This is a genomic window from Paenibacillus sp. LK1, assembly GCF_002750415.1.
GTDB classification, from domain to species: domain Bacteria; phylum Bacillota; class Bacilli; order Paenibacillales; family Paenibacillaceae; genus Paenibacillus; species Paenibacillus taichungensis.
In genome coordinates, this window is record NZ_PEII01000003.1 from 189,329 (window position 1) to 204,626 (window position 15,298).

At 46.4% G+C, this 15,298-nt stretch carries 14 protein-coding genes and 1 riboswitch; of the genes, 5 read left to right on the forward strand and 9 right to left on the reverse strand.

Annotated features, from left to right (window positions below):
- The first annotated feature begins 102 nt into the window (after positions 1-102).
- The 4 genes from CS562_RS07805 to CS562_RS07820 all read left to right on the forward strand — a co-directional run bounded on the left by CS562_RS07805 (position 103) and on the right by CS562_RS07820 (position 3,573).
- Positions 103-507: a hypothetical protein gene (locus tag CS562_RS07805; protein WP_099854842.1), complete on the forward strand. Its 405-nt coding sequence runs from the start codon at positions 103-105 to the stop codon at positions 505-507.
- A gap of 311 nt (positions 508-818) precedes the next feature.
- Complete coding sequence (locus CS562_RS07810; RefSeq protein WP_053780467.1) at positions 819-1,313, forward strand: cation:proton antiporter regulatory subunit; 495 nt, start codon at positions 819-821, stop codon at positions 1,311-1,313.
- Positions 1,314-1,317: 4 nt separating this feature from the next.
- The gene (locus CS562_RS07815) at positions 1,318-2,556 is read left to right on the forward strand and encodes a cation:proton antiporter (protein WP_076289901.1); all 1,239 of its coding nucleotides are present in this window, start codon (positions 1,318-1,320) and stop codon (positions 2,554-2,556) included.
- A gap of 111 nt (positions 2,557-2,667) precedes the next feature.
- Positions 2,668-3,573, forward strand: a complete 906-nt coding sequence (locus CS562_RS07820; RefSeq protein WP_076289902.1) for a YitT family protein — start codon at positions 2,668-2,670, stop codon at positions 3,571-3,573.
- Between the two features lie 101 nt (positions 3,574-3,674).
- Here the strand turns inward: CS562_RS07820 and CS562_RS07825 are convergent, their stop codons facing one another.
- From CS562_RS07825 to metA, 6 genes are all read right to left on the reverse strand, one after another.
- Positions 3,675-4,688 (reverse strand): zinc-binding alcohol dehydrogenase family protein, encoded by a 1,014-nt coding sequence (locus tag CS562_RS07825; protein ID WP_099854844.1) that lies wholly within the window; start codon positions 4,686-4,688, stop codon positions 3,675-3,677.
- The gene (locus CS562_RS07830; RefSeq protein ID WP_099854846.1) at positions 4,685-5,662 is read right to left on the reverse strand and encodes an aldo/keto reductase; all 978 of its coding nucleotides are present in this window, start codon (positions 5,660-5,662) and stop codon (positions 4,685-4,687) included. The genes CS562_RS07825 and CS562_RS07830 overlap by 4 nt, the downstream gene beginning before the upstream one ends.
- 255 nt (positions 5,663-5,917) lie before the next feature.
- On the reverse strand, positions 5,918-7,054 hold the full coding sequence (gene mqnC / locus CS562_RS07835) for a cyclic dehypoxanthinyl futalosine synthase (RefSeq protein ID WP_063564227.1): 1,137 nt from the start codon (positions 7,052-7,054) through the stop codon (positions 5,918-5,920).
- Between the two features lie 242 nt (positions 7,055-7,296).
- A complete protein-coding gene (locus tag CS562_RS07840) occupies positions 7,297-8,490 on the reverse strand; it encodes a trans-sulfuration enzyme family protein (RefSeq protein ID WP_076289905.1) in 1,194 nt (397 codons plus the stop codon).
- Positions 8,487-9,671: an aminotransferase class I/II-fold pyridoxal phosphate-dependent enzyme gene (locus CS562_RS07845; protein WP_076289906.1), complete on the reverse strand. Its 1,185-nt coding sequence runs from the start codon at positions 9,669-9,671 to the stop codon at positions 8,487-8,489. The genes CS562_RS07840 and CS562_RS07845 overlap by 4 nt, the downstream gene beginning before the upstream one ends.
- A 24-nt stretch (positions 9,672-9,695) precedes the next feature.
- Complete coding sequence (metA, locus tag CS562_RS07850) at positions 9,696-10,613, reverse strand: homoserine O-acetyltransferase MetA (protein WP_063564335.1); 918 nt, start codon at positions 10,611-10,613, stop codon at positions 9,696-9,698.
- Between the two features lie 234 nt (positions 10,614-10,847).
- Positions 10,848-10,972: riboswitch (SAM riboswitch) on the reverse strand.
- A 453-nt stretch (positions 10,973-11,425) separates the two neighbouring features.
- On the opposite strand from metA, the gene corA reads away from it, so the two are divergent.
- Positions 11,426-12,361, forward strand: a complete 936-nt coding sequence (corA, locus tag CS562_RS07855; protein WP_053780458.1) for a magnesium/cobalt transporter CorA — start codon at positions 11,426-11,428, stop codon at positions 12,359-12,361.
- Between the two features lie 93 nt (positions 12,362-12,454).
- On the opposite strand, the gene CS562_RS07860 is transcribed toward corA, so the two are convergent.
- The 3 genes from CS562_RS07860 to CS562_RS07870 form a co-directional block, all read right to left on the reverse strand.
- On the reverse strand, positions 12,455-13,456 hold the full coding sequence (locus CS562_RS07860) for an HRDC domain-containing protein (protein ID WP_099854848.1): 1,002 nt from the start codon (positions 13,454-13,456) through the stop codon (positions 12,455-12,457).
- 184 nt (positions 13,457-13,640) lie between these two features.
- Positions 13,641-14,519 carry an ROK family protein gene (locus CS562_RS07865; protein ID WP_063564224.1) on the reverse strand — a complete coding sequence of 293 codons (879 nt, stop codon included), beginning with the start codon at positions 14,517-14,519 and terminating at the stop codon, positions 13,641-13,643.
- A gap of 71 nt (positions 14,520-14,590) precedes the next feature.
- Complete coding sequence (locus CS562_RS07870; protein WP_099854850.1) at positions 14,591-15,286, reverse strand: MOSC domain-containing protein; 696 nt, start codon at positions 15,284-15,286, stop codon at positions 14,591-14,593.
- Between the last annotated feature and the right edge of the window lie 12 nt (positions 15,287-15,298).

The window sequence follows — 15,298 nt, forward strand, 5'->3', positions numbered from 1 at the left end:
TGTCATGATTTCTCAGTATATTATCAATCTGTTTGGAGTTAAGACAAAAATGTGTTATTATTTTTATAACAGTATGTTTCACGGAAAAGGGGGGAAGCCAAAATGAGACAACAACCAAGAATACTCCGTTACGCCTTTATTATCATTTTGTGCGTATTCCAAGCGTTGTCCTTCCATATTCCGATGCAGTCGGAATCCGCTGTCGAGGTAACCGTTGAGACGACTTCCAACAAGGAAGTGCTTGTCCACACTTTGGAGTCTCAGCAGAAACCTGCCATTCGCAAATACCCACAAGTCATGTCGAAGTTGATTGCGGTCACGCATAACAAACCTGTCTTTCTTGTGCTCGCTTTGTTGCTAATGCTGCGAATTCCTACACCGCGTCTACCCTTTAAACCGTTGATTTGTCTGTTTAAACGCAGATTATTTCTGCTACCCATCAAATTCACCAGTATGTATGTATCTCCCACCCCGATAGCACCAATTTACGTGAACGCTCTTAGCTAGCCGTTACACCGTAATTTAGGTTGCTTTGCATGGAGACACCTCTGTCTGTGAGACGGTGTGCTTGTGCATAACTTTTAATCCTTTTAGCAAATGTTAGATATCGATCAGTTTTATTTGGCAACACCTATTTGTTAACGTCTATTTTGTTATCCCCATCTTCTAAAAATTCACAACACAAGGCTGTGTGTCAGGAGTCCCTGGCTCTGTTTACCCGCATCATTTAATGTTCCTAAGCGCAACAGTTCATTCTATTTTCGGGAAATAAGCCTGTCTTCTGTGGCCAGCCCTCAATATAAGGAGGCATACTATCCATGGATGTACGCGAAACAGATTTGCCGGGAATCGGCAAGAAATTTCAGATTGAAACGAGCAGTGGAGATAAAATTATTGTCATTATTCACGATGACGGTCGCCGGGAAATGTACCATTTTGAGTACGATGATCCAGACCAAAGCATCTCCATGATTACACTTGATGACTATGAAGCAAGACAGATTGCTGCCATCGTTGGTGGGTTGACCTATAAACCAAAGCAGCTTGAAAATATTGAAGTAACGTTTGACGATCTGATTATTGAATGGTACAAAATCGAGCCATCCTACGGATGTATCGGTAAATCAATTGGTGAACTGGACGTACGTCAAAACTCAGGGGCAACGGTTATTGCCGTTGTTGAGAAGAATCACAAAAAACATATCAGCCCCGGTCCGGAGGTCGTGATTAGTGCAGAGTCCACGGTAGTAGCCGTTGGCGAACGCAATCAGCAGAAACTGTTTAAATCCCTCCTCCTGACTGGAAGGGGGTAAATAGATGGATCATTTGATATTCGAAGTAGGTCTGGCCCTTGTGCTCATTGCGGCAGCCGGCCTTTTATCTGCAAAACTAAGATTTTCGGTCGTTCCGTTTTATATTCTGATCGGGATGGCTGTTGGGCCACATGCTATGAAAATCTGGCATCTGGACTTCCGCTTTATTGAGAGTCAGCCTTTTATTGAATTTATGGGCCGGATCGGTATCCTGTTCCTTCTCTTCTACCTTGGACTTGAATTCTCGGTAGGTCGTTTAATTAAATCGGGTCGCTCTATTGCAGTTGGCGGCTCGATCTACATCGGCATTAACTTTACGCTGGGATTAATATTCGGTTTTATGTCCGGTTTCCCAGTTGCAGAAGCACTTATTATCGCAGGTATAACTACCATCTCTTCCAGTGCCATCGTGGCCAAGGTACTCGTGGATTTGAAACGAACGGCCAATCCAGAAACAGAGATGATATTGGGTATTATTATGTTCGAAGATGTATTCCTCGCTGTATATATCTCGATCTTGTCCGGACTTGTGCTTAGTGATTCATCCTCCATCGGAGGCGTCATCATGTCCGCACTTATTGCTCTCGGATTCATGCTTATCGTGATTATCCTTGGACGCAAAGCAACACCGCTACTAAACAAATTGCTTAAAATTCGATCGAATGAGCTATTCTCTCTCGTTGTATTCGGAGCCTTGTTCCTGGTAGCCGGCTTCTCTGAAACCATTCATGTTGCCGAAGCGATTGGTGCATTACTGGTTGGTCTGGTGCTTGCTGAAACAGAACACGCAAAACGGATTGAGCACTTGATTCTACCGTTCCGTGACTTCTTCGGAGCAATCTTCTTCTTCAGCTTTGGATTGTCCATTGATCCGTTGTCCTTGGGTGGCGAAGCCGTATGGTTAGCTCTGATTGCAGTTGTTATTACATTGTTCGGTAACTTCCTGGCAGGTATGATGGCCGGACGCAGTGCAGGACTATCTCCCAAAGCATCGGCGAATATTGGATTAACCATTGTGTCACGGGGTGAATTTTCCATCATATTGGCCAACATGGGTAAAGCCGGGGGACTGTTGCCAATGATTCAACCGTTTGCCGCGCTCTATGTCCTAATTCTGGCCATTCTGGGTCCTTTATTAACTAAAGAATCCAAACATGTATTCCGTTTATTGGATAAAATATTCAAGTTCAAGGATCCTCGGAAAAAGAAAGAAGAACCGAAGGTTTTACAGAAAGAAGGGTAACCCCCTTGTCTGTTCAGACAGACAACGTATCGTAATCGCGGCTCTACCGCCGATCTTTCTGTGATTAACCCAGGGAGAATTGCACGAAAGCCGCACAAAGGAGGATGACCTATGAAAGCACCTCTGATATCGGCTAATCCGGTGCCACAAACCGCCAAGACCAGATTATCATCTGCCCGTCGCATGTTGAATTTATTGTTTGTAATAGCGGGTGGAATTCTGGCCTCCGTGGGACTTGAATTGTTTCTACATCCCAATAAGATCATTATTGGAGGCATTACAGGCATCTCTTCGTTGTTCGCCCACTGGACCGAAATGAGGATTGGTTTGTTCCTGTTTTTGTTCAACGTTCCATTTATTTTTCTGTCCTATAGACTCGTGCAAAAGAAATTCGTACTGGTCACTGTTCTGGGTTTGGTTGTCTTTTCGATTGGTGCCATTGTGCTTCATCCCATGCCGCCGCTTGTCGAGCACCCCCTGGCTGCCGCCATGTTTGGCGGATTATGTCTCGGTCTAGGAATCGGTCTAGTCGTGCGGTATGGTGGGACACTGGATACGCTGGAAATCGGTGATCCGTCCTCCCGTCCACCTGAACGTGTATTTAGCGGGAAACGGATGCTTATCGAAAAAATAATCATGCTGCTCAACTTGTTGATTCTAACCGCCGCTGGTGTTGTCTTCGGTTGGGATCAAGCGATGTACTCGGTAATTGCTTATCTCATTGCATATGAAATGGTGTATATTGCATTCCGCGGATTCACAGCTAAGCGCAAAATATGTATTTTAACCACACAAAGCGCTCAAGTTGAAAAAGCCATCCGTAAACGGCTGCGCCGTGAACCTGGAACATTGGATCCTTCAGCAGATTCAGGACACCCTGCTGTAGCTGAAGGTTGGATCCAACACGTTCCGGGAGCACTCTACTATGAGATTCATTTCCTTGAAATGATCTGGCTCAAATCCATTGTGCGTCATATTGATCCACATGCAGGTATTGTGACGAACCCGGAAAAATAATCAAGATTTCTATAGGCTAGGCGCACAAAAACTCTCTCTGATTTCCCATGGATGTTAACCATTCATTCAGGATCAGAGAGAGTTTTTTTCAGTTATTCTTTTTATAACTCCACTATCGCTTTCACTACATGCGAATCCGGTTGTAACCAGGTGTCGATCGAATCAGGCAATTGATCAAAACTCGTCCGGTGTGTAATGTAGCCGTCCATGTTCAACTTCTTCTCCCGCAAGATCGACATGACTTGTTCAAAATCTTCCCGTGTGGCGTTTCGGCTACCTAAAATGCTCATCTCTCGCTTGTGAAAGTCTGGATCATGAAAGGAAATATCGGCTTTGACCAGTCCAACAAAGATTAATTGTCCACCATGAGCAACGTATTGAATGGCATTATTCATCGATTGCATGTTTCCTGTTGCATCAAAGACAGCCGTCGCATAGTCCCCATTCGTGATTTCAGCAACTTGCTGTGCCGCTTGTTCATTGGCCTGAACCATAGCATCCACTCCGGCCCATGTTCGGCTAAGTTCCAGCCTGTCCAGATTTCGGTCAATAGCAATGACCCGAGCACCCGCCTGTTTGGCAAATGCCATCACACCCAGACCAATCGGTCCAGCTCCAACGACAACAACCTGTTCACCAGGCCTTAGGGCTGCTCTTCTGACCGCGTGAGCACCAATACTGAGCGGTTCTACCATCGCAGTTTCATCCAGTGTAAGTCCTTCAGCTTGGATCAGATGGGAGACAGGCACAACGATTCTCTCTCGCATGCCGCCGTCCACATGTACACCCATCACCTGCATTGACACACAACAATTCGTTTTCCCTGATCGACAAGCGATACAATGACCACAATGCAAATATGGAATAATACTAACCTGATCTCCCGCCTTCAGGCCCGCTCCATTCTCCCCGATTTCTTCAATAATCCCTGCAAGCTCATGACCCAGTACACGAGGATAGGTGAAAAAAGGCTGATTACCTTTGTAGGCATGCAGATCTGTGCCACAGATTCCAATTCGGCGGATGGTTACCAGCGCCTGATTCTCGTTTCTTTCAGGTTCAGCTATGTCTCGCAACGCCAAACGATTTATTTCTTCACATATAACAGCTCTCATTCCTGTTCCCCCTCGGATGATGCTTGTGACTTCATGTTATGTTCAATGTTATATTCAGGGCGTCCGCTGGCCCAGCTTTCATTACGAATTGGAGCCAGAATACGCAGCACCTCTGATAACAGTTCCTGGTCTAATGGTTCCTCAATCCAGGCTGCATTGTTGCGGATATTATGTTCACTTGCACTGCTGACCAGTGTTGTTGGAATCCGTTCATTGGCTGTTGCAAATTGCACGGCAAGCTTCGCAATATCAGTGCCCTGTTCCGCGCAGAACTGCGCCGCTTGCTGGCAGATCTGCTTCACGCGATCATCTGCCGGGTGCCAGGCAGGAGCTCCTCTTGTGCTTAATAAGCCCATAGAAAGTGGCGAAGCATTCACAAGGCCAACTTCTTTCTTTTCCAAAAGGGGCAGCAAGGACAGCAGTGAAGTATCATTTAATGCATAATGGCAGTAGGAAATGATGGCGTCAGCATCAATCTGTGGCAACACTGTTTCGAATAACGGCAGCGGTAAGCCACAAATCCCTGCATGGCGAATGACTCCCTGCTCTTTCAGGCGAAGCAAGGTTGGAAAAGCTTCTTCAATAATAATATCGGCCGGGACAAACTCAATGTCATGCAAGAACAGGATATCGATATAATCAGTATGCAGTCGACCCAGACTCTCTTGTACACTATCATGTATCCGCTTACGCGAAAAATCAAATGCATTCTCCCCATAACGTCCAGCCTTGGTCGACAACGTAAACGAGCTACGTGGCAAACTACGGATGGCTTCTCCAAGCACCGATTCAGCCTTCGTTAATCCATAATAGGGCGAAACATCTATATAGTTCATCCCTGTATCTACAGCGGCGTGAACCGTACGAACACCCTCACCTCGGTCAATATCACGAAATACTGAACCTAGAGAGGATGCTCCAAAGCTCAGCACAGGTACTTCCAGTCCAGTCTTACCAAGTCTTCTCGTTTTCATCGGCCTGCCCCTTCCCAGCATGTCTAGCATACTCACGTGTTCTTTCATTGTAACAGTTGAATTTCAAACTAAAATATCGCCAAATGCGTAATATATACTGTTTGATGATCTGTGAATTATCGCTTGGTGTGAAGTGAAATTAAAAAGTCCGCCGATTCCCCTTTTAAAGGGAAATCAACGGACTTCATATCCACACTGACTGAATGAACTACTTATCCATTCATTTCATCAGCGTGATGTGCTATAAAATAAATATTAGTTCTGCATTACAAAATCTTGTTGAATGGCATTATTCTCATCAAACGTCCGCAGGATATCATATCTCGTGTTACGCTGTGCTGGAATATAACCGGACTCCCGAATCAGTTGCGTAATGGAACCAATGTTGACTTTGTACGTTGCGCCTGCAGCAGATACCACGTTCTCTTCAATCATGGTGCTACCAAAGTCGTTGCAGCCAAATTCAAGTGATTTTTTGCCGACTTCAGGTCCCATCGTTACCCATGAGGATTGAATGTTTTTGATGTTGTCCAATACCAGTCGGCTGATCGCTACCGTCTTCAGGTACTCTTCTGGCGTCTGACGCTCCAACTTCAGATTCGTATTATCCGGTTGGAATGTCCAAGGAATGAACGCCAGGAATCCTTCAGAATCATACTTGTTCGCAATGCACTCATCCTGAGCTTCACGTACACGAAGCAGGTGCAGTGCGCGTTCTTCCATCGTTTCACCTAGGCCGATAACCATCGTTGCCGTTGTGTTCATACCGATACGGTGAGCTGTCTGCATAACGTCCATCCAATCACGCCAGGAACCTTTCAGACGGCTGATTTTGCGGCGTGTACGGTCATCCAGGATTTCGGCACCACCACCAGGCAGAGAATCGAGTCCCGCTTCGTGAATTGCACGTACAACCTCTTCCAAAGTAAGACCGTCGGACACTTCAACCATTTTCATAATTTCGGCTGGCGAGAAGGAGTGCATCGTAATATTAGGGAAACGCTCCTTGATCGCTTTGAGCAGGTCGGTGTAATAACTAAACGGCAGATTCGGATTCGTTCCACCTTGCATCAGAATCTCGGTACCATTCACGTCTTCGGTTTCTTGAATCTTCTGGAAGATGACTTCATCGGGAAGTACATATCCTTCGTCAGAGCCAGGTCTGCGGTAGAAAGCACAAAAACGGCAGTACACATCACACACGTTCGTGTAGTTGACGTTACGCCCAATTACAAAAGTTCTGTATGGTTCGGGGTGCATGCGTTTTACAATCACATTGGCGGCTGCCCCGATTTTGTCTACTTCATTTGATTCAAACAGCTGAATCGTGTCTTCCAAGTCCAAACGTTCGCCCCGAAGGGCTTTATCTAAGATACGGTCTACCGTACTCATCGTAAAAAAGCCTCCCTCATGAAGAGAAAATATAATCACGATCCGTCCCAACTTGCTCATATAGATGAAAGTTTTGGTGGCAACATCGCATTTCCGTACTCCACATATCGTAACACAGGTTACATGTGAAAAAAAGCACCTTATGAGCAGGTGCTTTAAAAATTAATAAAAATGTTTACATATGCCATCTATTTCATTTCTTTTTCAGCGGGCTCTAACACCCGTGTTTCAATACAGCCGACTTACGAATCCTGAAGTGCCTGATCCAGATCTGCAATCAGGTCATCGATGTCTTCCAGACCTACCGAGAAGCGCAGTAATCCGTCAGTTATACCTCGATCACGGCGAACCTCAGCCGGCATAGCCGCATGAGACATCATCGCAGGATAAGACAAGATACTTTCAACCGCACCCAGACTCACGGCAACAATTGGCAATTTCACACGGTTGAGTACAGCCTTGGCACGATCTCCCGACCCAACGTCAAACGACACGACAGCGCCGTATCCGCTTGACTGACGTTCATGAGCTTCACGGCCGGGATGATCCAGCAGCCCCGGATAAAATACAGCCGTAATATCACTGCGTCCACTAAGCCAAGCAGCCAGCTTCGCTGTGCTTTGTTCACTGTGTGCCATGCGCGCACCCAAAGTTTTCATGCCACGCATCAGCAGCCAGGATTCCTGGGCACCAAGCACGGTTCCAAGTCCATTCTGCAATTGTTTTAGCTGTGTACCCAATGAATCCGTACGAGCAACGGCTAAACCTGCCAGCACATCACTGTGTCCGCCAAGGAACTTGGTCGCACTATGTACGACAATATCCACACCAAGCTCGATCGGCCTTTGGTAATAAGGCGTCATGAAGGTGTTATCGAGAATGGAGATTAGCTCATGTTCCTTTGCCCAGGAGGTGACCGCAGCAATATCCGTGATCCGAAGTGTCGGGTTGGATGGTGTCTCCATATAGACTGCCTTCGTGTTCGGTTTGAGCGCTGCCTTTACTTCCTCAATATTGGTCATATCCACAAAGGTAGTCTCAATCTGCATCCGGCTCAGAATGGAAGTAAGCAGTCGATACGTTCCTCCATATACGTCTTCCGTCACAATCATGTGATCGCCTGCCGAGAACATCATGAACACACTGGAGATGGCAGCCATTCCTGAGGAATAGGCAAATCCGCGTGCCCCACCTTCCAATAATGTAATGTAATCCTCCAATGCCTGACGAGTCGGGTTACCGGAACGACTATAATCATGTTGGGGTGGATTAAAAATATCAAAATGATGGAATGTGGAGGCCTGGTAAATTGGCACACTGGAAGCCCCGGTTGTTTTATCGATTTCGTCACCGAAATGCAGCAGCTTGGTATCGAACTTCAGGTCAGAATGAACATTCCGTTCATGATTGTTGGCATTATTGTTTTGCTCACTCATGATGCGGTTCCCCCTTCTATCTCCTGTTGTGCAGCTGTAAGTGCATTGCCCAGATCGGCAATCAGATCTTCGGCATGCTCGATCCCTACTGAGAAGCGCAACAGACGGTCATCTACACCTACAGCGTCACGAATTTCAATCGGAATATCCGCATGGGTCTGCACCGCAGGATAAGTCATCAATGACTCTACACCCCCGAGGCTTTCCGCAAAAGCAATCAGTTTAATGTGACGAAGCAATGGTTCAACATAACGAGCATCCTTTACCTTAAAGGAGAAAATGCCTGTATTTCCACTGGATTGTTTATTCTGTATTTCAAATCCGGGATGATCCGACAAACCAGGATGATACACTTCATTAACGGCTGGGTGCTCCAAAAGGTACTTGGCAATCGTCAGAGCATTATACTCATGCCGCTCCATGCGAAGAGCGAGTGTCTTCATGCCTTTCATCAGCTGATAGGAGTCACTTGGAGACAATACGGCTCCAATGGAATTGTGCAGGAATGCCATTTCGGCCGACAATTCCTCACCTTTGGTAATAATTAATCCGGCAAGTACATCATTATGACCACCCAGATACTTCGTGGCACTATGAATGATGATATCAGCACCAAGTTCAATTGGACGCTGGAAGAACGGAGTCAGTAGTGTATTATCCACAATGGTGAGCAAGTTGTGGCTCTTGGCCCAGGAGCATACCGCTTCCACATCCGTAATCATCATTAGTGGATTGGTTGGTGTTTCAATAAATACCGCTTTTGTATTTGGTTGACGAATATTTTCTAGAGCTGCCAAGTCATTAGTATCAACGTAACTTGCCGTCACACCAAATCGAGACAGGATGCGTTCAAGCAAACGATACGTTCCGCCGTACAGATCCAGCGATACAATCAGATGATCCCCTTGTCCGAATAAAGCGAAAATCGTTTGCAAAGCAGCCATGCCGGAGCTACAGGCAAAACCTGCATCACCGGATTCCAACGCTGCCGCTGCTTCTTCCAACACTTTACGGGTTGGATTGGTCGTACGAATATAATCAAATCCCGTGCTTTGTCCAAGCTTTGGGTGGCGAAACGCAGTGGATTGATAGATCGGAAAATTAATGGCGCCCGTTACCGGTTCATTGATAGACCCAATTTGGGCCAATCGACTTTCGATTTTCAATTTGTTGTCTTCCATTGCAGCATCCTCCTGTAATGTCGATTAAATTTGCGGACCAATATCGTAAGGTGTCTCTTGATACACATAGTAATTGAGCCAATTAGAGAATAATAAGTTTGCATGTGCTCGCCAAGTGGCCGGGGGAACACGGGAAGGATCGTCATTCGGGAAATAATGTCTCGGCAGCGCAATGTCCATACCTTTAGCTGCATCACGGTCATATTCCCATTTCAATGAAAGCGGGTCATACTCGGCATGTCCGGTTGCAAAAATCTGTTTGCCGTCTTTGGTAGCAACGAGGAAAATACCCGCTTCCTCTGATTCAGCCAATATTTCAAGGTTTTCATTTTTTTCAATATCTTCACGTCGCACTTCCGTATGGCGGGAATGCGGGACGTTGAATACTTCATCAAATCCGCGCAGCAGCTGCACATTGGATCTGTTGATCGTATGTGAGAATACGCCAAAACATTTTTCATCCAGCGGAACTTTGGGAACTCCGAAATGATGGTATAACCCCGCTTGGGAAGCCCAACATATATGCATGGTCGAAGTCACATTGGTTTTGGTCCATTCGAAGATCTCCTGGATTTCTTTCCAATAGTTCACGTCTTCAAAGTCCATTTGCTCTACAGGAGCACCTGTAATGATCATGCCGTCAAAACGGCGGTGTTCGATCTCATCAAAGGTTTTGTAGAACAAGTCCAAATATTCCTGGGAAGTGTTCTTGGACGTATGAGACTTCGGATGAACCAGAACGATATCTACCTGAATTGGTGTGTTACCCACCAAACGAAGCAATTGAGTTTCTGTCGTTTCCTTTGTGGGCATCAGGTTTAATATAGCGATACGTAGTGGACGAATGTCCTGCTGGTAAGCAGATGTCTCGTCCATGACAAAGATGTTCTCTCCTGCAAGTACTTCTTTGGCAGGCAGTGTGTCTGGAATTTTGATTGGCATGGTAGTTCTAACTCCTCCTTGTGCATAAATAGATGCAGCCACTGCGGACTCGATACGATTCGCATCCGTACAGTTTTAGGCTGCCATGAGCTTGCCTGCAGGCGCTGAATTGCAACCACATTGCTGGCGGCAAGCTCAAGTTCCTTAGCGAAAATCACTGCTGAGAAGTCGGTGCATATAACAAAGACCTTCCTCGGATTCCGAGAAAGGTCATATGTAAATAGATATGCGCCTCTCTCATCTCTCAGTTACAACAGTGCCACTTGGACACTTGGTCGCTGCAAGAATTAGCACCGTGCGGTATACCGCCGGTTGCCGGGTTTCATCGGGCCAGTCCCTCCACCTACTCTTGATAAGATTTCGCTTTATTCAATTGTAAAAACTAGTGTGGTTCACCTTTTACTTTAAGACATTAATCCCCTCACGTCAAGGTGTAGTTCAATGTCTGTTCCTCAGGATCGGAACCGTTCATCATCCGTTGTCATACACTGCTCCAGGGCGCGAAATCGACACATTTTTGCGCTTGAAAGGACCCTGTACCAGCGGTATACTAGACAAGTGTTATAAACCCTTATGTGAGAGGTGACATATTCAATGGATGGCGACCCGAGGCCTGACTGGCAGCCGAATTCCGACAAACTGCATAGAGAATTGATATCAGCATGCCGGCAGCGGGACGTTACTTCCGTTTGATTATAGAGCGAACGCAGTCCTGACTTCCAGGCTCCGCTGCCGACCGGCTGATCTGTTCTTTTTGCGCCCATATTGATGAAATCCGCCCATTTGGCGGGTGCAGAAGGAGTAGATGAATAATGAAAATCCGGTTGGTAAATAACGGTGTATTTATTCCGGTGGACGACATTCAGCAGGCGCTGACTCCACCAGCGGAGGGGTTTTACTGGATTGATGCGGACGTAGACGATTTGGCGGTACTTCAACCGCTGTTCATGATGCATGATCTGGCCGTGGAAGACTGTTTGAGTGACGAAGAACAACGTCCGAAGATTGAAATTTATGAGAGCCATTATTTTATTGTTATTAATAGCATTCGTTTTGATGATGAAGAGATTTTTTTACGTGCCGTCAACTTGTTCCTTGGCAGACACTTTATTATCAGTGTTACCAAACAGAAAGTCAGCGAATTGCGGACATTGAAACCGATCCTTTGGGAACAGGAAATTAGTACGCCAGATAAGCTGCTGTATCTGCTGGTTGACTTGATTGTTGATAATTATTTTACTGTCGGTGACCGAATTGAAGCGCGCATTGAGAAGCTTGAAGAGGACATTCTGATGCATACCAAGAAGTCACATCTGAATGAGATTATCGGGCTGCGCAGTGAGATTTTGTGGCTGAAGAAAGTGCTTGGACCTCAGAAAGAGGTCATTAACACACTCAATAAAAAAGATCTGCGTCTTATTGATGATCAACTGCAAAAGTATTTTAGTGACATTTATGAAAATGCTGTGAAAATATCCGAAACCTTTGAGACTTATCGCGACTTGATGGGGAACTTACGAGAAGCTTACCAATCCAGTATCGCCAACCGGGCGAATGAAATCATGCGTGTGTTCACCGCCATTACGACGGTGTTCATGCCGCTGACGGTTATCACTGGCATCTATGGGATGAACTTTACGAACATGCCCGAGTTGGACTGGAAATATGGTTATTTTGTGGTTATTGGCCTGATGGTTACACTGGGCCTGAGTATGTTCTTTATTTTCCGCAAAAAAGATTGGGTTTGAAATAGCAAAAGACGAAGCGCTCCACTTCTGGAGACGTCTCGTCTTTTTTTTATTATCCGCTTAATGTATGACAACTAACGTCCTATTTCCAATCTAGCCTGCATTCTGCTCCGTCTCTGTGTGACGACGAAACCGGATGCGAATCATGCGCAGTCTTTCGTAGACCTGCTCCAGATTGCTCCCGCCAGGCTTCTCTTCTCCATACACCTTATGTAACACGGGCTTCAGGAACGTATCTCCCAGCTCCTCGTAGGCACTCCATACCGCCTCTTGCTCCTCTTCAGACATGACAGCAAGCTCCGCATCAAGTAGACAATCGGTGTCATACCCCTCCAAATCCAGTGTCTCCAACAGTTCAATTAGCTCCCGACGGGACAATCCGGAACGATTCACAATCTCCTCCAATGTATATCCTTCTTTCATACCCTCAAGTACCTGCTTCCGTGTGGTGAATCTGTCTAGCTCCTGCTTGTACTTCTGCTCTCTCTGTTTGTACAGCCAGCTCTCATATTCTTGTTCTTTCAGAACCGAGTACACCCAATCTAGCGGGAAAGATGTGGAACGTTCCAGTCCATTCGTAAGCTCCAGCCATTGCTCTCCGTACTCGGAAGCCTTGCTCTCCCCTACGCCAGGCAGTTGCATCAATTCATCGATGGTTTGTGGAACAAATGCACTGATCATGCGCAGCAACCGGTTCGTTGCAATAAAATAGGGGGCCTTCCGGTCAGACGCTGCTCTCTTCCTGCGCCATATGCACAGGTCCATATACAGCCCCTCATTGCCATATAATTCACTGTAGCAATGAAGACGTTGACCGCCATAACTGCGCGACTTCAAATCATCATTTTCGTGGAACAAACCTTGCAACAATGGACGATATCCTTCGCCCATCTGTATGGCTAACTGATGACGATACACATGCAACAGCTCGTCCCACGAACTGCCATCATACCAGATGGCATCCGTACGATCTCCTTCCTCATATCGGCTCCACCCCAGATGCCACGCCCCTTCTTCTTCACCAATCCACAGCTGCGCATGCTCTTCATTCTGACCTGACATTCTGGATAATCTGTTCATGAAAATGACTTCCATATCCTGTCCCTCCTTCAATAGTTCAGCTCGACACAGTCTGTATTGTGCTAAATTAAGCAGCACAAAAAAACACCTCTCCTGCAAAATCCATGCAAGAGAGGTGCTTCCTCATTAACCGTGCTATGCTGTTGCTCATATATTACCACAATGGAAAAATTCGTCAACTACTTGTTTGTAAAGCTATTTACTTATTCAAAGCTAGTTTCGCCAGCGCAAGTGAACCACACAACCCCGCATTATCGCCAAGTCCAGGTGAAACGACATACTGGTCAATTTCGGACTGAAGTGCAGGATGCTGAACGTATCCAGCGAGCAATTCCTGCAGTTTACTGCGAACCATTGGGAACAGATGCTCCTGCTTCATCACACCGCCACCCATTACAATTTTCTGAGGTGTGAGGATCAATACATAATTCATCAGAGCATGCGCCAGGTAATGTGCTTCAATCTCCCAAGCCTTGTGATCGGCTGGCAGTTCGTAAGCCGGTTGCTCCCAACGTTTATTGATGGCAGGACCTGCGGCAAGCCCTTCCAGACAGTCTCCATGATACGGACAGAACCCTTCATACGTATCCTCAGGATGTCTGCGTACAATGATGTGTCCCATCTCTGGATGTGACAATCCATGGACCATTTTGCCACCTACAACTGCGCCTGCACCAATACCCGTTCCGACAGTAATATACAGACAGCTATCTAGGCCTTGTGCAGCCCCCCAGGTTGCTTCCCCAAGCGCAGCACCGTTTACATCGGTGTCGAACGTCATCGGTACATCAAAGTGCTCTTTGAGCTTACCAATCAGGTTGTACTGACCCCAATGTGGTTTTGGTGTTGTTGTGATGTAACCATAAGTCGGGCTTCCTTCAATCGGATCAATCGGACCAAATGAACCTACACCTAATGCTTCAATACCTTTACCTTCAAAAAAAGCGATTACTTGAGCCATCGTCTCTTCCGGTGTCGTCGTTGGAAAACTTACGCGTTCAAGAACTTCTCCTTCTTCCGTACCGATACCACATACAAATTTGGTTCCTCCAGCTTCAATTGCGCCTAAAATCGTCATGTTAGTCACACTCCCAAGTAGTTTAAAATTAAAATGGATCTTCGAATCTGTTCTCTAAACAAGGGCATGAATTAATCCTGTTCAGCAGTTTCGAGCTTAGCCAGTCGCTTCAATAAGGTCTGCTTCCAGCTGTCGGCTAACGTTGGAATGGCCAGCAAAGCACGCATAGCAGCGACATCCTGCTTCCCCTGATGCATAATTCGATTAGCTTCCAGAATGGTCATTGATGCAGGATCCGTGCTTATTCGTCTGAAAGTTGCAGAAGGAGTTACCTCGCCCTCTTGCAACACCCGAAAATAAAATCCGGTATGCCCGCTATCCTGGAAATAAACAGGCAGCTCTTTGTAATCATACCGTGCACCAAGCTTGAAGCAAGGCTGTCTCGGCTGGCTGACCTGTACCGTGGCTTTCCCCAATTCATACACATCACCAATGCGGACTTCTTCCTCCATACAGCCTTCAACTGTCAGATTTTCTCCACAAGCTCCCCAGTCCAGCTTGCGATCCATCAGTTGTTCAAGCGCCGCATAACGACTGTAATCGTATACACAAACCGCCTTGTCAGGCCCACCATGATGCTCCAGATCAGCCTGGGCATCCCCTGTCATTCCGGTGAATGACAGGAAGACCGGGCTGGATATGGGATGTTTCACAATGCCGCTCATCACTTCGCGCTTCTGGCCAGGCAAGGCCTGAACTTGCCCTACGTTTACAGCTAATACCGCCGTTTTGCTTTCATCTGGCTTCCGGTTATGTGTGAGTGTCATCTGATCCTACCT